This window comes from Lactobacillus melliventris, assembly GCF_013346935.1.
Lineage (GTDB): Bacteria > Bacillota > Bacilli > Lactobacillales > Lactobacillaceae > Lactobacillus.
Map to the genome: position 1 here is coordinate 23,068 of NZ_JAAEEB010000007.1, position 23,241 is coordinate 46,308.

Annotated in this window: 25 protein-coding genes; 12 read left to right on the top strand and 13 right to left on the bottom strand. The window is 36.6% G+C overall.

Annotation, left to right across the window (positions count from 1 at the left end; genetic code table 11):
- Nucleotides 1-22 precede the first annotated feature (22 nt).
- Nucleotides 23-304 (top strand): DUF1827 family protein, encoded by a 282-nt coding sequence (locus GYV61_RS06935; RefSeq protein WP_110445832.1) that lies wholly within the window; start codon nucleotides 23-25, stop codon nucleotides 302-304.
- A gap of 28 nt (nucleotides 305-332) precedes the next feature.
- Here the strand turns inward: GYV61_RS06935 and GYV61_RS06940 are convergent, their stop codons facing one another.
- Nucleotides 333-1,904 (bottom strand): peptide chain release factor 3, encoded by a 1,572-nt coding sequence (locus GYV61_RS06940; protein ID WP_046324569.1) that lies wholly within the window; start codon nucleotides 1,902-1,904, stop codon nucleotides 333-335.
- Nucleotides 1,904-2,776: a hemolysin family protein gene (locus tag GYV61_RS06945; protein WP_122037388.1), complete on the bottom strand. Its 873-nt coding sequence runs from the start codon at nucleotides 2,774-2,776 to the stop codon at nucleotides 1,904-1,906. The genes GYV61_RS06940 and GYV61_RS06945 overlap by 1 nt, the downstream gene beginning before the upstream one ends.
- A gap of 99 nt (nucleotides 2,777-2,875) precedes the next feature.
- Here GYV61_RS06945 and GYV61_RS06950 point away from each other — a divergent pair, with 99 nt between their 5' ends.
- Nucleotides 2,876-3,337: a hypothetical protein gene (locus GYV61_RS06950; RefSeq protein ID WP_046324567.1), complete on the top strand. Its 462-nt coding sequence runs from the start codon at nucleotides 2,876-2,878 to the stop codon at nucleotides 3,335-3,337.
- Between the two features lie 4 nt (nucleotides 3,338-3,341).
- On the opposite strand, the gene GYV61_RS06955 is transcribed toward GYV61_RS06950, so the two are convergent.
- Nucleotides 3,342-3,821 carry a hypothetical protein gene (locus GYV61_RS06955; protein WP_174795282.1) on the bottom strand — a complete coding sequence of 160 codons (480 nt, stop codon included), beginning with the start codon at nucleotides 3,819-3,821 and terminating at the stop codon, nucleotides 3,342-3,344.
- Between the two features lie 8 nt (nucleotides 3,822-3,829).
- Complete coding sequence (recX, locus tag GYV61_RS06960; protein ID WP_174795283.1) at nucleotides 3,830-4,645, bottom strand: recombination regulator RecX; 816 nt, start codon at nucleotides 4,643-4,645, stop codon at nucleotides 3,830-3,832.
- 124 nt (nucleotides 4,646-4,769) lie between these two features.
- Between recX and rlmD the strand changes: the two genes are divergently transcribed.
- On the top strand, nucleotides 4,770-6,146 hold the full coding sequence (rlmD, locus tag GYV61_RS06965) for a 23S rRNA (uracil(1939)-C(5))-methyltransferase RlmD (protein ID WP_122037385.1): 1,377 nt from the start codon (nucleotides 4,770-4,772) through the stop codon (nucleotides 6,144-6,146).
- Between the two features lie 238 nt (nucleotides 6,147-6,384).
- On the opposite strand, the gene GYV61_RS06970 is transcribed toward rlmD, so the two are convergent.
- Nucleotides 6,385-7,341, bottom strand: coding sequence for an alpha/beta hydrolase (locus GYV61_RS06970; RefSeq protein ID WP_174795284.1), 957 nt, complete (start codon nucleotides 7,339-7,341; stop codon nucleotides 6,385-6,387).
- A 75-nt stretch (nucleotides 7,342-7,416) separates the two neighbouring features.
- Here GYV61_RS06970 and GYV61_RS06975 point away from each other — a divergent pair, with 75 nt between their 5' ends.
- A complete protein-coding gene (locus tag GYV61_RS06975) occupies nucleotides 7,417-7,701 on the top strand; it encodes a hypothetical protein (protein ID WP_110445826.1) in 285 nt (94 codons plus the stop codon).
- Between the two features lie 36 nt (nucleotides 7,702-7,737).
- Here the strand turns inward: GYV61_RS06975 and GYV61_RS06980 are convergent, their stop codons facing one another.
- The 6 genes from GYV61_RS06980 to map form a co-directional block, all read right to left on the bottom strand.
- Nucleotides 7,738-8,901 (bottom strand): hydroxymethylglutaryl-CoA synthase, encoded by a 1,164-nt coding sequence (locus tag GYV61_RS06980; RefSeq protein WP_174795285.1) that lies wholly within the window; start codon nucleotides 8,899-8,901, stop codon nucleotides 7,738-7,740.
- Nucleotides 8,885-10,111 (bottom strand): hydroxymethylglutaryl-CoA reductase, degradative, encoded by a 1,227-nt coding sequence (locus GYV61_RS06985; protein ID WP_174795286.1) that lies wholly within the window; start codon nucleotides 10,109-10,111, stop codon nucleotides 8,885-8,887. Before GYV61_RS06985 ends, GYV61_RS06980 begins: the two co-directional genes overlap by 17 nt.
- Nucleotides 10,112-11,260, bottom strand: a complete 1,149-nt coding sequence (locus GYV61_RS06990) for a thiolase family protein (RefSeq protein WP_174795287.1) — start codon at nucleotides 11,258-11,260, stop codon at nucleotides 10,112-10,114.
- A gap of 146 nt (nucleotides 11,261-11,406) precedes the next feature.
- Nucleotides 11,407-12,300, bottom strand: coding sequence for a UTP--glucose-1-phosphate uridylyltransferase GalU (gene galU / locus GYV61_RS06995; protein WP_174795288.1), 894 nt, complete (start codon nucleotides 12,298-12,300; stop codon nucleotides 11,407-11,409).
- 64 nt (nucleotides 12,301-12,364) lie between these two features.
- Nucleotides 12,365-13,282 carry a YihY/virulence factor BrkB family protein gene (locus GYV61_RS07000; protein WP_174795289.1) on the bottom strand — a complete coding sequence of 306 codons (918 nt, stop codon included), beginning with the start codon at nucleotides 13,280-13,282 and terminating at the stop codon, nucleotides 12,365-12,367.
- A gap of 5 nt (nucleotides 13,283-13,287) precedes the next feature.
- Nucleotides 13,288-14,115, bottom strand: a complete 828-nt coding sequence (gene map / locus GYV61_RS07005) for a type I methionyl aminopeptidase (protein WP_174795290.1) — start codon at nucleotides 14,113-14,115, stop codon at nucleotides 13,288-13,290.
- A gap of 137 nt (nucleotides 14,116-14,252) precedes the next feature.
- Here map and GYV61_RS07010 point away from each other — a divergent pair, with 137 nt between their 5' ends.
- Nucleotides 14,253-14,699 (top strand): flavodoxin, encoded by a 447-nt coding sequence (locus GYV61_RS07010; RefSeq protein ID WP_174795291.1) that lies wholly within the window; start codon nucleotides 14,253-14,255, stop codon nucleotides 14,697-14,699.
- Nucleotides 14,692-15,225: a GtrA family protein gene (locus GYV61_RS07015; RefSeq protein ID WP_174795292.1), complete on the top strand. Its 534-nt coding sequence runs from the start codon at nucleotides 14,692-14,694 to the stop codon at nucleotides 15,223-15,225. The genes GYV61_RS07010 and GYV61_RS07015 overlap by 8 nt, the downstream gene beginning before the upstream one ends.
- 36 nt (nucleotides 15,226-15,261) lie before the next feature.
- Here GYV61_RS07015 and wecB read toward each other — a convergent pair whose 3' ends face one another.
- Nucleotides 15,262-16,404, bottom strand: a complete 1,143-nt coding sequence (wecB, locus tag GYV61_RS07020) for a non-hydrolyzing UDP-N-acetylglucosamine 2-epimerase (protein ID WP_110445821.1) — start codon at nucleotides 16,402-16,404, stop codon at nucleotides 15,262-15,264.
- Nucleotides 16,405-16,973: 569 nt separating this feature from the next.
- Between wecB and GYV61_RS09760 the strand changes: the two genes are divergently transcribed.
- The 6 genes from GYV61_RS09760 to GYV61_RS07045 all read left to right on the top strand — a co-directional run bounded on the left by GYV61_RS09760 (nucleotide 16,974) and on the right by GYV61_RS07045 (nucleotide 21,642).
- Nucleotides 16,974-17,393, top strand: coding sequence for a CAT RNA binding domain-containing protein (locus GYV61_RS09760; protein ID WP_338084993.1), 420 nt, complete (start codon nucleotides 16,974-16,976; stop codon nucleotides 17,391-17,393).
- Nucleotides 17,394-17,509: 116 nt separating this feature from the next.
- Complete coding sequence (locus GYV61_RS09765) at nucleotides 17,510-17,824, top strand: PRD domain-containing protein (protein ID WP_238786765.1); 315 nt, start codon at nucleotides 17,510-17,512, stop codon at nucleotides 17,822-17,824.
- Nucleotides 17,825-17,929: 105 nt separating this feature from the next.
- Nucleotides 17,930-19,498, top strand: coding sequence for a PTS transporter subunit EIIC (locus GYV61_RS07030; protein WP_174795293.1), 1,569 nt, complete (start codon nucleotides 17,930-17,932; stop codon nucleotides 19,496-19,498).
- A gap of 11 nt (nucleotides 19,499-19,509) precedes the next feature.
- The gene (locus GYV61_RS07035; protein ID WP_174795294.1) at nucleotides 19,510-20,703 is read left to right on the top strand and encodes a MalY/PatB family protein; all 1,194 of its coding nucleotides are present in this window, start codon (nucleotides 19,510-19,512) and stop codon (nucleotides 20,701-20,703) included.
- A 10-nt stretch (nucleotides 20,704-20,713) separates the two neighbouring features.
- Complete coding sequence (locus GYV61_RS07040; RefSeq protein ID WP_046325185.1) at nucleotides 20,714-21,202, top strand: PTS sugar transporter subunit IIA; 489 nt, start codon at nucleotides 20,714-20,716, stop codon at nucleotides 21,200-21,202.
- A gap of 203 nt (nucleotides 21,203-21,405) precedes the next feature.
- Entirely contained in the window at nucleotides 21,406-21,642 is a 237-nt protein-coding gene (locus GYV61_RS07045) for a DUF2188 domain-containing protein (RefSeq protein ID WP_046324549.1), read from the top strand.
- A gap of 505 nt (nucleotides 21,643-22,147) precedes the next feature.
- On the opposite strand, the gene uxuA is transcribed toward GYV61_RS07045, so the two are convergent.
- Nucleotides 22,148-23,227: a mannonate dehydratase gene (gene uxuA, locus GYV61_RS07050; RefSeq protein ID WP_174795295.1), complete on the bottom strand. Its 1,080-nt coding sequence runs from the start codon at nucleotides 23,225-23,227 to the stop codon at nucleotides 22,148-22,150.
- Nucleotides 23,228-23,241 lie beyond the last annotated feature (14 nt).

A 23,241-nucleotide genomic window follows, 5' to 3' on the forward strand; every position in this document is an offset into this window, starting at 1 on the left:
CTAGAAGAAACGGGTGAAATCCATGCATTTAATAGATGTAACCAATAGTTATAAGGACCTAGTTCACAGTCAACTAAATACGACCAACGTAAATTATGTCAAAGTTTACTCTCTAGGCAATACCTCCGTTATCTACACCGAAAGTGATAAAGCAATCGGAATTGTCTTGGAAAATCACAATCGTCGTGTTCGTAAAGATGAAACGGACTTTGTTATTAAGCGACTTGTTAAAGAAAAAAATCCTTCATATATGTTGACATTTGATAAAAGTCAGCATGTAATTGAAATCCATATTGACAAATAAAAAAACTGGCTTAAAGCCAGTTTTTTGTTTACAGTTTTTCAGTCAGTTTAACATCTGGATATTTATCCTTGAAAAAACGCTCTGCAAATTGATTTTCAAACAAGAATAGCGGTTGGCCGTAACGGTCTTTTACTAGTAAATTTCGACTGTTAGCCATAGCCGGATCTAGCTGCTCAGGGTCAATCCAGCGTGCTACTCTGTGACCAATATTAGTCATTTCAACATCAGAATTATATTCATTTTTCATTCTGAATTTAAAGACCTCAAATTGCAGTTGCCCAACAGCACCCAAGATATACTCATCAGTCTGATAATTCTGGTATAACTGAATTGCACCTTCTTGAACTAATTGAACCATACCTTTATGAAATGATTTCTGTTTCATTACGTTCTTAGCAGTAACTCGCACAAAGAGTTCAGGAGTAAATTCTGGCAGTGGCGGATAAACCACTTTATGTTTGCCAGCATAAATACTGTCACCTATTTGGAAATTGCCAGTATCATACAAACCAACAATATCTCCTGCTACCGCATCTGAAACCTGCATTCTCTCACTAGACATAAATTCAGTAGCATTATTGAGACGAATTGGTTTACCAGTGCGAGCCAAAGTTACATCCAGTCCCTTTTTAAACTCGCCGCTGCCAATACGCACAAAGGCAATCCGATCACGGTGGTGTGGATTCATATTAGCTTGAATTTTAAACACAAAACCGGAAAATTCTTCATTATCAGGAGCTAAGTCTTCAGTGTCGTTAACTTTATGACCAGCTGGTGCAGGAGCCATTTTAACAAAACTCTGCAAAAAAGTTTCAACCCCAAAATTAGTTAAAGCGGAGCCAAAGAATACTGGTGTCTGATCGCCTTGAGCAATTTTTTGTAAGTCAAATTGATTTCCAGCTTCTTTAATTAAGTCAATTTCTCCTAATGTATCTTGAAATTGGGGATTCTGACTAAATGGTTCACTAGCCGGCAGTTTACCGTCTTTATCTAGAGGCAAAAAGCGGTCAGGTCCATCCTTGCGATACATTTCAACCTGATTATGAGCAATATCATATAATCCCTGTAAAGTTTGACCTGAACCAATTGGCCAATTCATAGCCACACCTTCGATGCCAAGTAAGTCTTCCAGTTCAGCAATCAAATCAAGTGGCGGTCTACCATCACGGTCCAATTTATTCATAAAGGTAAAGATAGGAATGCCTCTTTGCTTTACGACCTTAAATAATTTTTTGGTTTGCGGTTCAATACCTTTAGCTGAATCGATCACCATGACCGCTGAGTCAACCGCCATTAAAGTGCGATAGGTATCTTCCGAAAAATCTTCGTGTCCCGGGGTATCAAGAATGTTTATTCTTTTTCCCTGATATTCAAATTGCATGACGGAGCTGGTAACCGAGATACCACGTTGCTTTTCAATTTCCATCCAGTCACTAGTAGCATAATGACCACTTTTGCGGGCTTTAACTGTCCCCGCGCTGCGAATTACACCACCAAAAAGAAGCATTTGCTCCGTAATCGTAGTTTTCCCGGCATCAGGGTGCGATATGATAGCAAATGTTCTTCTCTTATTTACTTTATTCAACAGTTCGTTACTCATTAAGTATTTTGTTCTTCCTTCTTCTTAGGTTTTTCTTCTGGCACAGTCAACAAAACCGTCATTAATCTGGAACGCATCATTCTTCTAGTAGTCAATACCATGCCATTATCCAGTTTGACAGATAACTTTTCACCTTTTGCCGGTATTATGCCTAACTTTGTAATCATATAGCCGGCAATAGTGTCAACATCTTCCATTTCCAGATCGGTGCCGAATTGCTCGTTAAATTCATCAAGAGGCATTTTACCATATATCACATATTTGTTAGGGGCAATTTGGTGAACCAGAACTTCCGTCTGATCCACCTCATCATCAATATTACCCACTATTTCCTCAATTATATCCTCAATGGTTGCAAGCCCGACAACTCCACCATATTCATCCGTTAAAATAGCCAATTGCTGCTGAGTTTGTTGCATCTCTACTAAAAGTTCTCTGAGCTCCGTTGTTTCCGGTGCAAAAAGTGGCGGATTCATGACATCATCATAAGTAATATTATCAAAGCCCTTTTCCCACGCCTTACGCAAGACAGTTCGAATATGAATAATGCCTACTATTTTGTCTTTATCACGTCGATAAACCGGTATTCTGGAATATGGTTCACGCAGTATTTCTTTAAGATGGTCCTGCAAACTTTCCTGGCAATCTACCATGAAAGCATCAATTCGCGGCACCATTACCTCACGTACCATCCGTCCCTGAAAATCCAAAACTGCATTTAACATTGTAAATTCATTGTCACTAAGCTTTTTGTGCTCGTGTAAATTAGCAATTTCTGTAATTAAGTGCTCTCTTGTTTCTTCATCATTTGTAGGGGAAAATTTATTTTTGAAACGCTCAAATAAATTCCCCTTGTCGGGGTCGCTAGCCATTTTTGTGCTCTCTTTCTTAAAATAACGTATTAAATACCAACATTATATCATGTACGCACACAATATGTTAGAATAGCACGTAAGAAATGAGGTTACCCCATGAAAAAAAGTCATGTCATACTTGTTTTTACATTCTTACTGTTAATTCCTTATCTGTGTAGTCTGACCATTATTGGTATTGGCTATGATGCATTAGTTTTACATTCAGCTGATCTTTTCCGGACTACCATTGGCGCTATAGTTGGTGCTTTAATTATGTCTGCCATCAAAGCTACAATTCAAAGACCAGTAGATTTATTAGCGGTTGAAATAGACGATGGCTTGTTAAAACAATTATTACGCTTTTTCAGTATTAGAAGACGCTATTTTTTACAAATTGCTAATGTCATCTTAGATTTTATTCTTTGTTTCGCTGCCACTTTTGTGGTGCGTGAATTTTTAACCCTTGATCAAATTGTGGGTAAATCTGTTGGAATTGTGATGCTGATTATGCTTTTATCAACTTGTCTTGGTGCATATGTTGAATACGACAACTTATCAATTGACCCTAAACAACATTAATTATTTAATGACTGTCCTCAAGATATAATTCTTGGGTCAGTTTTTTTGTGGCAAAATTTAAAGTTTGCACAATATAAGGAGTTAAACTATCGCCGGGATTTTGATAAATTTTAATTCCTGTATCTGCCACAGTAGCTAAAAATTGTGAAATTACTATATTTAAGGGCTGACTAAAAAAGGAAATATTTTGATTGTCTTTTTCTGTAATTGCCACTTGGGCTTCAGGCAGCACAAATTTCATTAAGCCTTTTGGAACTTCAACCTTGTTGGGTGCAATTACGCCATACCAATACATGAAATTTTCAGGTCCAAAAACAACCATATTGCTACGAGTATTAGTTAAATCATTCTTAGCGATAAAATCCTGAAAAACCTGATTCTGCTCCATTTCCATGTTTGATTCATTAAAGGTTTTCTGTTCGTCCATCAATTGATCGGGAAAAGGACGACCAACAAAAGTTACTTTTTTCTGTAGTTTTTTCATAATTTCTCCTAATATTCAGCTAATTCAGCTAAAGGAATAATTTCACCCGCTAGAAAAGCATCAATTTCATTACTGGCAAATCCGTGTGTAAATAAGTAATTGCGTATTTTTTGCTGTCTTTCATTTTCTGGCAAACGGCGAAACCGCTTATAGGCTTTGATCCCTTGCTTTTTTAATGCTGCGATTTGATCTTCATCATTTTGCGGTATATCAATTTGAGCAATTATTGTACTGGCAAGCGCGCTGGAAAAGCCATGACTCAATAATTTACTGGTCATTTTCCGTTCCAGTTCGCGCCGTGCCAATTTGCCCACTTTACTTTTCATTGACTTAAGCACTCTCTTACCTGCATTCAGCCAGTCAGCATCAGCTATTTCCATTAGCGCATTAGCAATTATTTCAGGATCAATTCCTTTTTGTCTCAACTTATTGCTGACACTAAGTGGTCCATCAGTACCGATCCGTAAATTTTGTCTAATCAGCAATTGAGCGTACTTAGTATCATCCAAAAAGCCCATTTCTGTCAGTTGACTGACAGCGGCTTGTGCAGAGTCATTATCAATGCCATGTTTATTAAGATATTGTAAAACTTCATAAACAGTTCTGGGTTCATAACTTAAATAATTAGATGCAATATTGGTAGCCTTGGCGTCTTGATCAAATTGCTTAATTTCAGTAATTTGTTCTTCAGTCAGTTCTTGCCCTTTTAAAAGCATGAATTCAGCCACAGTTTGCTCAGCAGCAGAAAAAGAATACTTACCATCTAAAAAGATATTAAATCGTCCAGGTCTTTTTTGACTGCTTACTTTAGTAATAATTGGCATAACAATTTTCACCTTTCTAGTGCTTAACTCCATGCTAGCAAATTTTGTTTAATCTTGCTAAATACTTTTTTCAGGGAGTACAATAAATTGTTAACATTTACTATTTTATTGTAGAAAGAAAACTATGTACAAGAAATTTAATCAAAATAAACCAAAAGATAAGGATATTATTATTACAATCAAAAGACTGGGCATTAATGGCGAAGGAATCGGTTATTATCGTAAAAAGATAATCTTTATTCCTGGTGCCTTGCCCGCAGAAGTGGTCGTTGCCAAGATCATCAAAGAATATCCCCGTTACATTGATGCGGAACTGGTCCGCATTAAAGAAAAAAGTCCAAACAGAGTATCATTTCCGGCTAAAGTTAATCCGGCAATAGGTGGGCTGGAACTTGCTCATTTAGCTTACCCTAAGCAACTTGAATTTAAACGAGACAACGTCCTTGAAGCTTTGAAAAAATTTCATCCCCGGGGATACAGTAAGTATAAAGTTAAGAAAACCATTCCGGCTCCAGAAGAATGGCATTATCGCAATAAAGCGCAATACCAAATTGAACAATCTCATGGTCAGATCAGTTTGGGTCTTTTTGCCCCTAATTCGCATGAATTGTTTGATTTACCAGTTATGCCAACGCAAAGCCAGGCCACCCAGGATACTGAACGCAAAATCAAAAGCTTAGTAGAAAAAATGCACGTTAAAATTGCCGACCCCTACCGCCATTTTGATGGTCTAAAAACAATTGTGGTGCGGCAAGCATATGCTACTCATGAAATACAAGTAACTTTAATTACTGTTGGTCGCAACATTAAAAATTTAGGTCAACTTGCAGAACAAGTTTTACGCTTGCCTGACGTAGTTAGTGTCTATCAAAATGAAACTGACTGGCGCAACCCCCAGGTATGGGGTAACAAAACAGTTAAATTGGCAGGAAAAAATCAGATAACTGATGAAATTTTGGGCAAAAAGTTTGCCTTGTCACCGCGAGCATTTTTCCAATTAAACCCAGTTCAAACTATTACGTTATATTCAAAAGCACTGAAATTTTTAGATTTGACCCCAACTGAAACTCTAATAGATGCATATAGCGGCGTGGGTACACTCGGAATCTTAGCTGCTGATCAGGTTAAACAGGTTATTGGCATTGAAACTATCCCCGAAGCAGTCGAAGATGCTAATCATAACGTAGAACTGAATCATATTAAAAATGCTAATTACATTCAGGGAAGTGTAGAAAAAATTTTACCGGAATTAGTTCAAAATGGTATGCCAATTGATGCTTTGATTGTTGACCCACCACGCACGGGACTAGCAAAAAGCTTGATCAAAACCATCCTAAGCGTGAAGCCTAAAACTTTTGTATACATTTCTTGCAACCCCTCCACTCTGGCACAAGACTTAGTTCTTTTGAGCGAAGCATATAATGTCAGACTAATTGAAAATGTAGATATGTTACCGCAAACGCCAAGATGTGAATGCGTTGTCAAATTAACTTTACGGTAAAAAATAGTTGTCACTTGCTGTGACAACTATTTTTTGTGGGTCAGGTGTAGATTAAAAACTTTTCAGTTTAAATGAAAAATTTCACAGATATAAACATACAAAAATCGAATTTTTTCGCGATAAACTTGTTTTTAAAGATTCAATAACAAACATATTATGGAGATAGAAATTTTGTCAACCTTAGCCACAGTTTTATAATATCAGACTTATGTAAGCGCTAGCAAATATAATGCACGGCCTACCTGACATATTTAGCTAAAAATGCTGCCACCCGTCTTTTATATTCTTGGGGATGTTTTGAAAAAGACTGGGCATGTTTAGCTTTAGGAGCAACCCATATTTCTTTTGGCCCTCTGGTAGCTTTATAATTAGGGTAGACCATCTTGGTTGGAACAAAATTGTCTTGACTACCGTGAATAAAGAGCATTGGCCTGTGATTTTTATGTAATTGCTGCACGCTGGACGCACTACCCATAAAATAACCAACTTTGATCTTATTAATGCCACTCAAAATTTCTACTAATGGAAAACGAGGAAAGGCGGGCATGTTGTACAAAACCCCTGCTTCGTGCTCGATTTCGTCTTTAACACTAGTATAGCCGCAGTCTTCAATAAATGCTTTAACTTGGTGAGGCAATTTCAGCCCACTAGTCATCATGGCAGTTGCTGCACCCATGCTTAAGCCATAAACTACCACCTGCTGCTGCTTACCTTTGGTTTCTAACAAGTATGAAATCCACTTTTTCACATCATCTTTTTCCGGCCAGCCATAGCCAATATAATGCCCTTCACTGTGTCCCTGTGCTCTTGGATCCGGCGTCAGAGTATTGTAGCCTAATTCATGAAACAAGGCATCATATTCTCCCATGTCCTCTTTAGTATCCATGTATCCTGGTAAAACTACAGCAGTTTTATGCGAATTTTTATAAGGAATAAAGTTTGCTTCTAATTTAAACTTTTCATCAGCTGATTCAATGTGCCATTTTTGTTTAGCCGCAGCTTTAAACCACTTTTTTTCATGGTAAAGGGGATCAGTCTTTTTGAGAACCTTACTTGAAGAACTTAAAAAACTCTTTTTGCCAGGAACACAAGCCACTCTAAAGAAATAGTAACCGGCCCCGGTAAATAGTAAACATACTAATAAAATAATAATAATTGATGAAAGCCACAACTTTTTATGTTTTAATTTTTTCAATTAGTTAAGCCACCTTCACTAAAAATAATATCTTATAGTATAACATTTTTAATTTGTATAGGAAAAAAGAAAAAAATGAGATTGACAGATTTTTTACAATTAACTAATGACTTAAACAATCAAACCAGCTTTTATTTAACTATTGCTCATAAAAATGTTCCATTGGCAAAAGTAAAAATTACCAGTACGGCTTGCCTATTTTTCCCCGGCAAAAAACCATTAACCAAAAGCAAATTCAGCAGTTTAGTAAAAAATATTCATGGTCGCAGTATTCCAATATATATTAGTTATCAAAAAGAAAGAATTGCCGTTTACGGTATTCAAATTTTACCTGACCTAAATGCAGTCAGATTAACCTAAAAAATGCTGCTAAAATCAGCATTTTTATTTGTTTAGTTATTTTTTGCGATATTGACGAATGTGATTTTCAGTACCGGCGAAATACCAAGTACCACTCTGTTCATCACTTTCAAGTTTTAAACCATCTTGTGGGTTTTTTAAAGCTTGATTGAAGATATGTTCATATTCCGGAATAGTTAACTTTTGTCTGCGAGCAATCAGTTCTTGATCTGCTGTTTGGTTTAGCGCTTTTTCGTAGTTCTTAACTATTTGACCAGAATAAAATTCTCCCATAGCTCCTGAACCATATGAAAACAAACCAACCTTTGCATTCGCGGGCAACTGAGCATTTTCCAACAAGCTCAAAAGGCTTAAGTATAAAGATGCAGTATAAATATTACCAATTGCTTTACTATAACATGCACTTGCAGCAAAGTTATCTGCTAGACGCTTTTTAGTTCCGTCATCTTGCTTCTCAATAGCCAATTGGTTAACCTTAAAGCCCATTTTCACAAATGGTAAATGATAAAGAAGAGCAGTGAAATCGCTGGCTTTTAACCCTGTTTGCTTCTGATAGTCCGTAAATGTATGCCTGAAAAAGTCGAGGTAAACATCTTTAGAATATTTACCATCTACCAGGGCAACTGCAGAATCGTTGGGACGCCAAAAATCATTAATATCTGCGCTATAAGCGCTGTGACCAGCACTTATAGTCATTATTTGCGGGTCAGCCTTAACAAGCACACTGATACTTCCGGCACCCTGAGTTACTTCCCCACCGGTATTAATACCATAACGAGCAATATCAGTTCCAATCACAATTGCGCTGTGATTGGGATGCAAGCGCACATAATCACGAGCTATCATAATTCCGGCGGTCATGCCAAAACATGCTTCTTTTACTTCGAAAGTTCTCACATTTGGTGGTAGGTTTAATGCAGTTTTGATGAAAAGTGAAGCAGATTTGGATTGATCAACTCCGCTTTCTGTTCCCACTATTAATAAACCAACATCTTCCCTTGCAATATGATCTAAATACCTTAATGTCGCGTTAATTCCCATTGACACCGCATCCTGGGTTTGATCAGCTACACTCATTTTTTGCTGTCCTATTCCAATCAGAAATTTATTCGGATCTTCATTACGAGCATGGGCTAAATCTACCATATCAACATATTTATTAGGCGTATAAAAACCAATTTGATCAATTCCGACTTGCATTGTTTTCCTTTCTAATTTCCTTTAAAAATTCTTGTGCCGCTGTCTGACTATAAAGATTGCTTTTAATTAACATCTGCAATACTTTTTTCTTTTCAGAAGAAGTGGCCTGCAAATTAGCAACAATATTTCTGGCTTGCAACTTCATGTGTCCTTTTTGAATTCCCGAAGTAGCAATCGCCAATAAGGCTGCCAGATTGTTAGCCAATCCAATCGCAGCAATAATGTTCGCTAATTCCTGACTAGTAATTTTTTCTCCTAATATCCGATAGTTTTGCGTAACATCTTTTCTGGATTTAATTGAGCCACCTACAACACCAAGCGGTAAAGGAAGACTCAGCCTTCCCAGCAATTTTTCATCTTGCACAAACCATTCACTAAGACTGGTATACGAGCCACTTTTTGCTGCCCAAACGCTGCAGGCAGCTTCAACTGCGCGAGTATCATTACCACTAGCAAGCAATACTGCCTCAACGCCGTTCATAATACCTTTGTTATTTGTGACAGCCCTCATAGGATCAGTTTGACCAATTCTACTGAGTAACGCAATTTTTTGTGCAGTTGCTATTCCGCCAATTACTTCTACTGGTATTTCTGCTTCTACCTTAGTTATTTGACTAGGATAGTTAGATAAAATAGCAAATAATTTTTGCTTAATACCCGAAAAAGCAGCTAACTGCTCAGCCATATACTCTAAAATAGAATTCACCCTATTGGCGCCCATTGACTCGGCTGGATCAACCAAAACCTTTAAAAAAACTAGATCTTTTTCTTGTTCTGCGGTAATAGTTTTTACTCCACCGTCATGCCTAACTAAACTAGCAAACTCAATATTTGCACGTTTAATTAATTCAGGAAAAAAAGCTTGTAATTGAGCTATTTTAAAATCAACAGCAGCTTGTAAAACGATTTGCCCCCATATGCCATTGCGTTGACTAACAGCAGTAAAACCGCCAGCTTCCGTCACAATCTTCGCGCCATGATTAGCTGCTGCAACTACCGACGGCTCTTCTGTAGCCAGTGGCACTTGATACTTGTGGCCGTTAACCTGCACATTCTGCACCAGACCAACTGGAAGTCGCAATTGCCCTATGACATTTTCACTTAATAAATCAAGTTCACGCAAAACCTGCTCATCAATTTCATCTAATTCAATACCGCGCTGATGCAATAAGGCCCTTCTTTTTGCAGGTGTTAATTCATAAAATTTCATTTAGATTCTCTCAATTTCACATGCAATTGCCTGACCCCCGCCAATGCAAAGAGTAACCAACGCTTTTTGGCCATTAATATGATTCATAATATTAATCGCTGTGCCGACCAGGCGAGTCCCTGTAGCTGCTAGAGGGTGACCTAGGGCAATAGCTCCGCCAAAAATATTTAACTTTGCTGGTGGAATCTGTAATTTCTGCGCTAAAACCACACTGGGCGCAGCAAAAGCTTCATTAACTTCAACCACATCATAATCATTAATTGTCTTGTTGGTTTTTTGCAATAGCTTTGCTACAGCATAGTATGGTGCTATGCCCATATATGCGGGATCATTTCCTGATTCGGCAAAGGCACCAAGCCGAGCCAGAGGCTGTAAATTCAGCTCTGCTACTTTTTCTGCTGTTGCTAAAATAACCATGCTGGCACCGTCACTTAAAGGAGAAGAATTACCGGCAGTAACATTACCATCTTTTTTAAAGACTGGCTTAAGTTTACTAAGCGCTGCTAAGTTGGTGTCGGGACGAATATTTTCATCTTGGCCAACAGTCTTGCCGTTTATTTCAACGTCAATCATTTCATCTTTGAAAAAATCCTGTTGGACAATTTCAGCTGCCTTATGGTGTGAAGCTACACTGTACTCATCCATTTCTGCGCGGGTCACACCATATTTTTCTGCCACATTTTCGGCTGTAAGTCCCATATGTGAATCAGAAAAAGCATCTGTCAGTCCATTCTGCAGCATTTCACTTTCAAATTTGGGCTTTTCTTTGCTTGCCGTCAGGTAAATTGCATTAGACATGCTCTCCGCACCACCAACGGCGACCAGACCAAAATCACCCATTTCCATCTGTCCTTGAGCTAAGCGCAGAGCTTTCAAACTCGAGCCACAAACTTCATTAATTGTGACGCTGCTGCTTTGCGGACTCATACCAGTATTCAAGGCAACTTGGCGAGCCATGTTTTGTCCTAAACTGGCACCTAAAACGTTGCCCATAAATAGTGCTTCAAGATTTTCCGGATTTAAATTAATGCTTTTCAAGGTTTTCCTTAATACAATTTCACCTAGATCGATAGCACTTTTTTCCGCCCATAAGCCATGATAACGACCAAAAGGTGTTCTTTTAGCTGCAACAATATATATCTCTTTCATTTTATCTATCCTCCAGCAAAAAGTTCCAAGCAGCATGATACAAAAATTTTCTACCCGAAGACAGTGATTAGCCCGACATTAAGAAAAATTTTATATAAAAAAGCCATTTATTAATGGCTTTTATAATTATTAAAAATGTTAATTAGCTATTTTGGTGATTGTTCTGCCAATTTTTTACCTAAGTTAATAATATATTTACGCAGAGCGTCTTTAGTTTCGGGATGTTTTAGACCGTAAATAATCGAAGTTTCAAGGTAACTTAACTTATTACCAACATCGTAGCGATCGCCGTTAAAAACATGGGCAAGAACTCGCTGAGTTTTATTCATTGTGTTAATAGCATCTGTTAACTGTATTTCACCACTCTTATCAGGCTTTTGCTCTGCCAGAATCGGAAAAATTTCTGGAGTTAAAAGATAGCGGCCAATGATTGCATAATCACTTGGTGCCTGATCAATTGCCGGCTTTTCTACAAAAGACTTAACGTTAATCAAGCCAGGCTTGATCTCAGTATCAGGCTCTATTATGCCATATTTATAAACCTCTTTATGAGGCACTGGCATAACAGCAACTGTAGAAGCACTTGTTTCATTATAGCGATCAATAAGTTGCTTAGTTAAGGGCACTTTATCCATCATCAAGTCATCACCGAGCATTACCACAAATGGTTCATTACCCACAAAACTGCGGCCACGAGCAATCGCGTCACCTAAGCCAGCAGGATATGGCTGACGCGTATAGTATATGTTAATTCCCAGGTGAGTAATTTCTTGCGACATTTTGAGCAGGCCCGTTTTACCCTTTTCCTGTAAATTCTGTTCAAGTTCAGGATTTGAATCAAAATGGTCTTCAATCGGCCGCTTATTTTTACCAGTGACAATCAAGATATCCTCAATACCGGACTTTTTGGCTTCTTCAACAATGAATTGGATTGTAGGTTTGTCTACGATAGGCAACATTTCCTTAGGCATTGCCTTAGTTACCGGCATAAACCTCGTACCAAGACCTGCTGCAGGAATAATTGCTTTTCTAACTTTCATACCTTTTACACTTTCTATAAAACATAAAACTAATATACCAAAATAAAGCCCATTGTGCCAATTTTTACCGATTGCGCTTTCTTTGAATATATTCTGCTAAGTGCCCTACTGAGTAATGCACCTCTCCGTATTTCATGGTCGCAATTGCAGCATTCACACAAGTCCCCAGTAAAAAGAGAATTGATGAAATATTCAGCCACAACATGAAAATGATAAAAGTACCAATAATACCGTAGTTTTCCCAGCTGATACGAAAATGATGCAGATAAAAGCTAAAAAGCCAAGACAATACAATCCAGCCCAATAAGGTAGTAAAAACGCCAGGCCAAATAACCTTTTTCTTCAATCTAATATTGGGTAAAAAAGAATTCAGATAATACAAAGAGCCGATCATGGTAATAATGATGACCGGATAGCGGTAACTGAATATTTTTTCAATTTCACCAACAGAAAAAGAAAATATTGGCCGTAAAAATTCTAAAACTTGTTGGCCAAAAATAAGCGTTAAATTGAGTAGCGCAAAAACAATAATCATTATGTTGGTTAACATAATGGTAATCGAACGTGTCCAGACGGTAATCTGCCATTTTTGTCTTAATTCAACAGCGCGCACGCCATATATTCGGTTCATACCGATTCTAATAGCGTTTACCAACGAAGACACGGACCATAACGCCAAGATAATACCAAATGAAATGTACCCGGTTGATTTGCTTTTTAGCAATGAGTTAATTATCGGCATGATAAATTTAGCAATTTTATCCGGAAAAATTAACTTTAAGTAGCTGGCTATGGGATTGGTATCAATATGAAATAAAGGTAAAATATTTCCGATAATGATTATAAAAGGAAATATGGAAAATAAAATATAGTATGCAATCGCTATCGCACTGGTTAAAACTTCTCCCTGAGAAAATTTAGCAGAGACAGTTTTATAAAATAAAAAAGAGCGTTTCCTGATTGCCTCAGCTTTTTTACCCATGCACTTTAATCATCCATTTCGTCAAAATGTGGTAAATATTTTTCGTAGCCGTCATAGGGCTTTTGTAAAGTCAAAATCTTAGGACCATCTTTTGTAATGGCAAATGTATGCTCAAACTGTGCTGACTTTGAGCCATCAGGAGTAGCATAAAATACCCAATCGTCCTTTGGATCTGGGACACTTTTTTCAATAATGCGCCAGTCTCCACCGGCTTCGACCATTGGCTCACAGGTAATAGTCATCCCTTCACGCAGACGCAAACCATGACCGGCCTTACCCCAATGTGGCACTTCGGGATCCTCGTGAATGCTTGGTTGAATACCATGACCGACTAATTCTTTAACGTCACCATAGTGATGTTCATCTTCTACAAAATGCTGAATGGCCGCTCCGATATCTCCAATTCTGTTTCCTAAGACTGCTTGGTCGATACCTAAATACATAGCCTTTTTGGTAGTTTCCATTAAATCCTGATCTGCTTGATAAATTTTGCCTACCGGGTAAGTAGTACAAGAATCTGTTTCAAAGCCGTTTAAATTGCAGGTAACATCAACCTTGACCAGGTCGCCCTCTTGTAAAATGGTGTCCTTACGCGGAGTAGCGTGGGCAATCTGATCATTAACGGAAATACAGGTACCGTATTTGTAGCCTTCAAACCCCTGCTCTGACAAGCGACCACCACGGCTTTTGACAAAATCCTGACAAAATTCTTCAATTACCCAGGTAGTAATTCCAGGTTTAATCACATCCCGCAAGCCTTCAAACATTGATGCCAATAGTCGACCTGAAGCTTGCATACCCTTTAGTTCTCTAACAGATTTAATCGTAATCAAATTTAAATTCCCCTCTGTAAAATGATATTTGATTACATTATAGCGTTTTTTAAAACTTTACTAAAGAATTTCATTAAATGCACAAAATTAGGTATAATGTTTTGGTAAATCAGTTTTGTGTGAAAGGTTTGAGCAAAATGAAGGCTAGAATTGTCTATGCAAGTATGACAGGTAATGATGCTGATATGGCAGATATACTGGAAGAAGATCTGCAAGATTATGGTTTTGAGGTTGAAACCAGCGAAGCCGAATTTACCGATGCGAGTGACTATTTGGCGGCTGATTTGTGTATTTTTATCACCTATACTTATGGTGAAGGGACCATGACCGACGAAATTGCTGATTTTTACGACCAACTAAAAGAATTAGATTTATCTGGAAAATATTTTGCGGTGATGGGAAGCGGCGACAAAGTATATACTGGTCATTTTTGTGAAAATGTTTTTGACTTTGAAAAAATATTCAAACAGGTGGGTGCTAAAGAAGTTACTAAGCCTGTAACAATTGAAAATGCTCCGGACGATGATGCTATCGCCGCAATCGATAATGCAGCTAAGGAAATGGCTGATCGACTAAATGGTTAAGAACAAAAAAATGGATTCGCAAAAATTTGACTCAATGTCTGACCCCAAAATTCATCATCTAGCACAAAACTTGGTTAAAAGGCACCGCAACTTATTTGTTTATATGGTTTTCGGCTTTATTGCAGCTCTTATTAATACTATTGTTTTTATGGTGTTGCATAAGTGGTGGCACAGCGTAGTTTTGGTTTCTAATACGATCGCTTTTATTATTTCAAACCTGGCTTCATTTGTATTTAATCAAAAAGCCGTATTTATTAACAATGTTGATGTGGAACATTCAACCTGGCAAAAATTGCTGGTCTTTTTTACTTACAGAATCATTAGTCTTATTCCAGACAGCTTAATAATGCTGGTAGGACTGTCCTGGCTTCATTTAGATGCCCTCTTAGTAAAAATAGTTGACCAAATTTTGGTTGGTGTTTTCAATTACCTCACTACCAGATCGGTTTTTCAGGCGCAAGAAACAACAATGATTGCGCGAGCTAAAGAGAAAATTAAAGCTCGTAAAGAAAAAAGCAAGAAATAAAGCCAAGAAATAATTTTCCTGGCTTTTTTATTTGGCTTATTTAAAGTCTGCTGGTCTTGCACCTTTATGTTGCGAAAAGTAATAAGCAATATCATCCATTATTCTTTCAGAAGCATGACCATCACCATAAGGATTTCTTGCCTGGGCCATTTGCTCATAAACTGCTTTATTTTCAAGTAATTCCAGCATTGCTTTTTTGACCTGGTCAACCTGTGTTCCTACTAATTTAAGTGTTCCCGCCTCGACACCTTCGGGCCGTTCCGTAGTATCCCGCAAAACTAAAACCGGCTTGTTTAAGGCAGGTGCTTCTTCTTGCACCCCACCGGAGTCTGTCATAATAAAGTAGCTCAATTTAGCTAAATTGTGAAAATCAACCACGTCTAAAGGTGCAATTAAATGAATTCTGGGGTCATTGCCTAAAATTTCGTGGGCCACTTTTTGTACTCTCGGGGAAAGGTGGACCGGATAGATTATTTCGACGTTATCGTGACTGTCAACAACTTGTTTCATAACTTTGAAAACTCGTCTCATTGGCTCGCCCTGATTTTCCCGTCTGTGCATGGTTACCAGAATTATTTTATTACCCGGTTTAATTAAATCCAATACTTCATGATGATAATCGTCCTGCACTGTTTCTGCTAGAGCATCAATGGCAGTATTGCCGGTAATAAAGATATTTTCTGAATGATGATTCTCTTTAATTAGATTTTGCTTACTTACTTTAGTTGGGGCAAAATAAAGATCAGTCAAATCGTCAGTCATTTGCCGGTTCATTTCTTCTGGAAATGGTGAATACTTATTCCAGGTTCTCAGACCAGCCTCAACATGGCCCAAAGGACATTGAAGGTAAAAGCTAGCCAAACTAGCAGCAAAAGTAGTAGTTGTATCACCGTGAACTAAAACAATATCTGGTTTGACCTCTTTCAACACCTTAGTCATATCAACCAAAACTTTAGCTGTTATGCCTTCTAAAGATTGGTTTTTCTTCATAATATTAAAGTCATAGTCGGGCTGAATTTTAAAAATATTAAGCACCTGATCCAGCATCTCCCGGTGCTGCGCCGTTACAACCGTGACTTCTTCAAATCGCTCATCTTGCTTCAGTTTCTGGACCAAAGGCGCCATCTTTATAGCTTCTGGTCTGGTACCAAAAACAGTCATCACTTTAATTGTTTTCATAAAGTCCTCCATGTTCTATCTTATATTAATATATTAACTACATAAAAACAAGTTAATTATGGTTTAATAAATAACAAGTAACTAAGGCTGGTGAAAAAATGATACATGGATTTAAACTATTACTAATTACCGGGCTGCTAATTGTTGTGGCAACTTTTTGCTTTGTCTTCAGTTCTGATAAGAGAAATAAATCTAAAACCAGAAAAATTCTATTAGGAATATCCCTTCTGCTTTTTTTAATAATCGGATTCCTCGTCGTCAAAATTTGGAACTGGCCCCTAGATTAAGAAGTATATTTTGCAATGATTGAAATTAAATTAATAATCTTATAATGCTTTTTGAACATCAGTAAGTAGCAAGCTAATAGCTTTATTACTTGTGAGATCAAAGCAAAGTTCACACAAACAAATAATATATATTAAATAACAAATAATTTTAAAATACAATTATATTGTAAAATGATAATAGAGCTTGACAAACCAATAATTATTTTTTAGAATTCATCTTGTAAACGTTTACAAAAAAATATAGGATTGACGAATTTGCTATTTTAAAATTAGGAGATTACTTTGCTAATTTCACAAGTATTGAATAATAATGTGATACTCGTGGAAGATGGAGGTAAACAGAAGATAATATGGGGTCGCGGTATTGGCTTTAAGGCTCACGCAGGAGAAAATTACAAATTAAAATCTCAAGATAAAGTCTTTTCTGCCATATCTGATGACGATAAGTGGTTAGCTTCTTTCAAAAAACTTTCTGAGGAAGTGCCACGAAAATATTTTGAACTAACTGAAAAAATAATTCAGCTTGCTAGGGAAGAAATTGATGCTAATTTTGATGAACACCTTTTAATTCCTTTAACAGACCACATCTTCTTTGCAGTAAAGCGTTACGATATGGGTTTGGAGCTTTCTAATCCCATGTTGTTCGATATTAAGCGTTTTTTTCACAAGAATACAAGGTTGGTAAACAAGCTGTCAGTCTAATCGAGCAAGTTTCAGGTGTCTCCTTATCTGATGATGAAGCAGGTTTTATTGCTATTCATCTTGTTGAATACAAAATCCAACAATCAGATAGCTCCATTAAAAACTTTTCCAATTTTATGGAAATCTCAAATGGGGTAAATAATATAATTGAAGCAAAGTTTGGTCAGAAATTTTCTGAAAATAGTATTGCTGTTAGTCGCTTGATGAACCATCTACACTACTTGATTCTCAGAACTAATAGCAAAAATAATAAAAGTGAAAATGAAAACCAGAATGATTCGGATCTACTGAAATTGCTTTGCCAGCATAATCGTAAAGCAGCAAGTTGTTTAAATGAAGTTGTTTATTATTTACAAGACAAGCTTAATTACAACTTTTCTGATTCGGATCGCTTATATTTACTAATTCATATTATTCATGTTACTTCTTAATTAAATACGGGCTTGTTACTTTAAATAGGCAATACCCAATAACTAGTACATTTTTGTGTACAGTTGTTGGGTATTTTTTTATCAAATATTGAGAAAGGAAATTATATGGAACAACCTATCAAAAAGGAAAGCATGAAAACCAGAGTTTATGCTTTCTTGCAAGATTTAGGAAAATCGTTTATGTTCCCAATTGCTACATTATCTGCAATGGGAATTCTAGTGGGAATTGGTAGTGCCTTTACGGCTCCGCCAATGATGGCAAGATTTTCGTTTTTACAAAATCATATTGTTAACGTCATTTTTACTTTTATAAATACTGTGGGCAGCTTTGGTTTCACCTATCTTCCAGTAATGTTTGCTATGGCTTTGCCCTTTGGCTTAGCCAAAAGAAATAAAGGGGTCGGTGCCATAGCAGCTCTAGCTGGATACATTTCCATGAACATGGGAATTAATTTTATGCTGGGGCAGCAACATAAACTTGCTCCAGCTAGCAAAATGCAGGCAATGGGCCAAGCTAACGTTTTAGGAATCCAAAGTTTGGAAATGGGAGTCCTAGGTGGTATCTTGGTTGGTTTGATCACTTATTACTTACTTGAAAAATATCAGGAGATCAAATTACCCGATGCCTTCTCATTCTTCGGCGGAATCAGATTTGTACCAATTATCTCAGTAATAGTCGAGTCTTTCGTTGGTTTAATCATCCCTTTTATCTGGCCGACTTTTCAAAGTGGAATTGTCGCTTTGGGACACTTAATTCAAAATGCAGGAGTCTTTGGTCCATTTCTATACGGTATCGCCCTTTCCATTTTAAAACTAATGGGTTTACACCACATTTTACTTGCAATGATTAGATTTACGGATGCCGGCGGTACAGCAATTGTTAAAGGTAAAGTTGTAACAGGGGCATTAAACATCTTTTATGCACAACTAAATGCTGGTGTACCAATTTCTCACAAAGCTACAGCCTTCCTTTCACAAGGATTCATGCCAACATTCATGTTTGGTTTACCAGCTATTTGTCTGGCAATTTACGTCACTGCCAAACCAGAAAATCGCAATAGAATCAAAGGCCTACTTCTTTCAGCTACCCTAATAGCCTTTGTTTCTGGAATTTCTGAACCGACGGAATACCTGTTTCTATTTATAGCACCAATGCTATATGTATTTCACACTATTTTACAAGGCTTATCACTTTCAGTAATGATGATTGCTGGAGCATGTATGGGTAACACTGATGGTGGTGTATTAGACTGGATTCTGTTTGGCTGGCTTCAACCTAACTCCAAATGGTGGGTTTTAATTCCAATTGGACTAATCTGGTTTGCAATATACTTCTTCTTCTTCCGCTGGTACATTTTAAAATACAATGTTAAAACTCCAGGTCGTGAAGGCGAAGGTGACGTGGTAATGACACAAAATAACGGTATTTATGATCCCCAAGTCATCTTAGAAGCCCTTGGCGGTCAAAGCAATATTGTTTCTCTTGATAATTGCGTTACCCGACTCAGACTAGAAGTAAATGATCCGTCTAAAATAGATGAAGACAAACTTAAACAATCTGGTGCACTTGCAGTTATGAAGGCAGAAAAATCTGTCCAAGTAGTTTACGGAGCACAAGTACAAAGTGTTAAAGACGGCGTAGAAAAATTAATGAATAACGGTATAACGGCTTAATGAGGAGAAAAATGGAAAAATATGATTTTGATTCATTAGCAGACAGAACTATTGATAATGCACGAAAATGGGATAATAAAATTGTTCATAGCAAGTTCCCCAAGGTCAGGGATGATTTTATTCCACTTTGGATTGCAGACATGGATTTTAAAGCAGCACCTGAAATAAGAAAATCTTTAGCCAAAGTCGCAAATAATGGGGCTTATGGCTATACCTACTCTACAGAACGCTGGTACCAAAGTGTAATTAATTGGCAACTTAAAAAGCATAATAATCATGTAGAACATGATTGGATTAGCTTAGGCTACGGCACTGTACCGAATATGCATATTATTGTTCAGGCCTTACTCAAACCGACTGATTCCATTTTATTAAACACCCCAGTCTATGGCCCTTTTGCCTACGCTGCAGAACACAATGATAGAAAGGTAATTTGTGTTCCTTTAAAAAACATTAATAACAGATATTACCTTGATTGGGAAAAAATTGAGTATGAAATGAAAGCAAAACACCCAAAATTAACTTTTTTCTGTAATCCTCATAACCCTTCAGGCAGAGTCTGGAGTAAAGACGAAATTACTCATATGGCACAACTTTGCCAGAAATATAATGTTTTATTAGTTTCAGACGAAGTTCACTCTGAACAAATAATGAAAGGCCCATTTACCAGCTCTTTACAATTAGACAAGCAGTATCTTGATAATTTGGTAATGTTTACATCACCTAATAAAGCATTTCATTTGGGCGGTTTAAAACTGTCATATTCCATAATTCCCAATCCTAAGATCCGTGAGCAATTTCGGCAACAATATGCGCGAAATTCAGTAACATCGCCAAATGTACCGGGTCAAGTGGCTATGGTCACTGCTTATGAAGAGTGTGATGAGTGGTTAAAGCAATGTACCGCTTATATCAAGGAAAATCTTAAAATTACTCAAGAAGCGATTGCCAGTTCTTTTCCTGGCTGGAAAATGATGGATATGGAATCTTCGTACTTACCTTGGGTTGACATTTCCGCAAGTGGAATAGATATGCATACAATTGCGCAAGTAATGGCAGAAAAAGCCGGGGTTGTAGTGGGCATTGGTGATGATTATGTTGCTAATGCAGACAACTTTTTGAGATTAAATTTAGGAACTTCACACGCCGTTATCGAAGAAGCCATGACAAGAATGGCTGATGTATGGCAAACAATGTATCAGTAAAGGTTTAAAAATGGTAAGTTTATTTAAAAAATTATTTACAAAAAAAATTAATATTCAAGCTCCTGTGACGGGTAAGGTAATTCCACTATCTTCTGTTCCTGACGAAGTCTTTTCAACAAAAGTAATGGGTGACGGTTTTGCTATTAAGCCCACTGAGAATAAACTTTATTCCCCTATCAGTGGAACCGTACTTTCTGTCTTTCCCACTAAACATGCAATCACATTCAACACCGATGACGGAATTCAGGTTCTTTTACATTTAGGAATTGATACGGTTGAGCTAAAAGGTGCTCCTTTCAATATCTTAGTGCATGAGGGAGAACACATATCTGCCGGTGATGAAATAGGAACAATGGATATTGATCAAATAATTAAAGCTGGAAAGTCTACTGAAATAATAATAGTTATTACCAATATGGAAAAACTTAAAAGCATAGACAGAGTATCTAACACCAATGTCAGTCATGGTGATAAAATAGGTGCTTTAAATTTAAGTTGATTTAATATTTAGGTATTTTAAAAAAGTTATAAAAAAGCTGATAGTTCAGTCATGTAATTCATGATTTCACTTTATCAGCTTTTTATGTCCTAATTTTAGACTAGCAAAATGATACTTAATAAATAATATAAATTAAAATGTGTATTCTTTCACATCTGCCTTTAATTCGCTGTATAATTATTTTGAAAAGAGGTGAATAAATTATGAGTAAAGAAGAAGTCACTAAAAATGTTTGGGTTACTACTCACGGTGATAAATGGGCTGTCAAAATTGCCGGGAGTGACAAAGTTTCTAAAGTCTTTGAGCGCAAGGCTGATGCTTTAGAATATGCTAAAAATTTGGCTAAAAAAGAAAAAACCGAACTAATTAGTCAAAAAAGAAATGGCCGCATTAATCTAAAAAATTCTTATGGTCATGATAATCCCAACACTCCAGGTTAGATTTTATTATCGTCATTTATCTTATTAAATCATTTGCATATTTTATCTATATCTGACATTTTAATTTATCTTTATTTCTCAAACAAGAATATAAATTTTTATATTAACTTAAATAACAAATTTTTCAAACTTTAGTCTGATTGTCTTCTTGATAGTCAGACTTTTTAAATATCGTTAATTATAGTGAAGTAGTGGTCCTTAATACAGTGGAACTACTTTCACTGCTTGAGCTGTAAAAATATCATCTTTAAAATCATCAGTTATAAAAATTAATTTCGACCAGTCATTTTCTTCATTCTCAAACTCATTAATAAAAACACCCCCAAATTTGTTCTAAATTTAGAGGTCATATCAAAATTATGGTTTACATGTTTTTTATTAAGAACAACGATTGCCTACTTCTCAAGCTTTTTTAGTTATTTTACATCATTACTTATTTTATGAGTTACAAAGCTCTTTTATTAAGATTAGAAATTCTTTGAAATTTAAACATTAATATCTTAAATTAATTGCGATTATCCTTTTCAATTGCTTCCCATAATCCATGTAAATAATTAATACCCAAAGCACGATCATAGAGTCCATAGCCAGGGACACCATGTTCTCCCCAAATATCCCTGCCATGATCTGGACGAACATATCCATCATAATTACAATCATAAAGTGCTTTAACAATTTCATACATATCCAATGATCCTTGGCTGGATATTTGATTCGTTTCATGGAAATCACCTTCATCATTTTCGAATTTAATATTTCTCAAATGAACAAATGCTACACGGTCTTTCTTCACAAATTCACGCATGATTGCTGGTACGTCATTATTTCTATCTTCACCAAGACTACCTGCACAAATAGTAAAAGAATTATATTTTGAATCATATACCGACATTATCTTTCGCATGTCTTCAGCATTTTTATAAATACGAGGTAAGCCCATAATTGAAAATGGTGGATCATCAGGATGCATAGCCATCCTAATGTCACATTCTTCACAAACTGGAATAATAGCATCTAAAAAATATTTTAGATTTTGAATTAATTTTTTTTCATCAATACCTTCATATTTTTTAAACAGCTGTTTTACTTTTGCAAGCCTTTCCGGCTCCCAGCCTGCCATTGTAAAGCCATCTGAAGCTCTTTCAACATCATTAACAACTTGTTCAGGAGTTTTACCATTAAAATACTTGTGCTGAAATCTCATAGCTTTAGAGCCGTCAGGCAACTGATAACGTAAATCTGTCCTCATCCAGTCAAATACTGCCATAAAGTTATAACAAATTACCTTAATGCCATATTTTGCCAAGTTACGAATTGTTTTTATATAATTCTCAATGTATAGATCACGAGAAGGTAAGCCTATTTTTATATCATCATGAACATTGACCGACTCAATTACTTCTAATTTTAATCCTGCATTTTCAATTTGCTCTTTCATTTCTTTAATTTCTGTTTCTGGCCAAACTTGTCCAACAGGAATATCCCACAAAGCACCTACAACTTGCTTGGTATTTGGAATCTGCCGAATTTTATCCAATGTAATTGGATCATTAGGTCCGTACCAACGAAAACCCATTTTTTTCATAACACTACCTCCAT

Excerpts from the sequence above, each read along its gene's own strand:
- GYV61_RS07040 (WP_046325185.1), top strand. The coding sequence starts at position 20,714 with ATGGTAAGTTTATTTAAAAAATTATTTACAAAAAAAATTAATATTCAA.
- GYV61_RS07035 (WP_174795294.1), top strand. The coding sequence starts at position 19,510 with ATGGAAAAATATGATTTTGATTCATTAGCAGACAGAACTATTGATAAT.
- GYV61_RS07010 (WP_174795291.1), top strand. The coding sequence starts at position 14,253 with ATGAAGGCTAGAATTGTCTATGCAAGTATGACAGGTAATGATGCTGAT.
- GYV61_RS06950 (WP_046324567.1), top strand. The coding sequence starts at position 2,876 with ATGAAAAAAAGTCATGTCATACTTGTTTTTACATTCTTACTGTTAATT.
- GYV61_RS06980 (WP_174795285.1), bottom strand. The coding sequence starts at position 8,901 with ATGCAAGTCGGAATTGATCAAATTGGTTTTTATACGCCTAATAAATAT.
- uxuA (WP_174795295.1), bottom strand. The coding sequence starts at position 23,227 with ATGAAAAAAATGGGTTTTCGTTGGTACGGACCTAATGATCCAATTACA.
- GYV61_RS07015 (WP_174795292.1), top strand. The coding sequence starts at position 14,692 with ATGGTTAAGAACAAAAAAATGGATTCGCAAAAATTTGACTCAATGTCT.
- GYV61_RS06945 (WP_122037388.1), bottom strand. The coding sequence starts at position 2,776 with ATGGCTAGCGACCCCGACAAGGGGAATTTATTTGAGCGTTTCAAAAAT.
- GYV61_RS06935 (WP_110445832.1), top strand. The coding sequence starts at position 23 with ATGCATTTAATAGATGTAACCAATAGTTATAAGGACCTAGTTCACAGT.
- GYV61_RS07045 (WP_046324549.1), top strand. The coding sequence starts at position 21,406 with ATGAGTAAAGAAGAAGTCACTAAAAATGTTTGGGTTACTACTCACGGT.
- GYV61_RS06955 (WP_174795282.1), bottom strand. The coding sequence starts at position 3,821 with ATGAAAAAACTACAGAAAAAAGTAACTTTTGTTGGTCGTCCTTTTCCC.
- GYV61_RS07000 (WP_174795289.1), bottom strand. The coding sequence starts at position 13,282 with ATGGGTAAAAAAGCTGAGGCAATCAGGAAACGCTCTTTTTTATTTTAT.
- galU (WP_174795288.1), bottom strand. The coding sequence starts at position 12,300 with ATGAAAGTTAGAAAAGCAATTATTCCTGCAGCAGGTCTTGGTACGAGG.
- GYV61_RS06990 (WP_174795287.1), bottom strand. The coding sequence starts at position 11,260 with ATGAAAGAGATATATATTGTTGCAGCTAAAAGAACACCTTTTGGTCGT.
- GYV61_RS09765 (WP_238786765.1), top strand. The coding sequence starts at position 17,510 with ATGGAAATCTCAAATGGGGTAAATAATATAATTGAAGCAAAGTTTGGT.
- recX (WP_174795283.1), bottom strand. The coding sequence starts at position 4,645 with ATGCCAATTATTACTAAAGTAAGCAGTCAAAAAAGACCTGGACGATTT.
- GYV61_RS06975 (WP_110445826.1), top strand. The coding sequence starts at position 7,417 with ATGAGATTGACAGATTTTTTACAATTAACTAATGACTTAAACAATCAA.
- GYV61_RS06940 (WP_046324569.1), bottom strand. The coding sequence starts at position 1,904 with ATGAGTAACGAACTGTTGAATAAAGTAAATAAGAGAAGAACATTTGCT.
- wecB (WP_110445821.1), bottom strand. The coding sequence starts at position 16,404 with ATGAAAACAATTAAAGTGATGACTGTTTTTGGTACCAGACCAGAAGCT.
- GYV61_RS06985 (WP_174795286.1), bottom strand. The coding sequence starts at position 10,111 with ATGAAATTTTATGAATTAACACCTGCAAAAAGAAGGGCCTTATTGCAT.
- GYV61_RS07030 (WP_174795293.1), top strand. The coding sequence starts at position 17,930 with ATGGAACAACCTATCAAAAAGGAAAGCATGAAAACCAGAGTTTATGCT.
- rlmD (WP_122037385.1), top strand. The coding sequence starts at position 4,770 with ATGTACAAGAAATTTAATCAAAATAAACCAAAAGATAAGGATATTATT.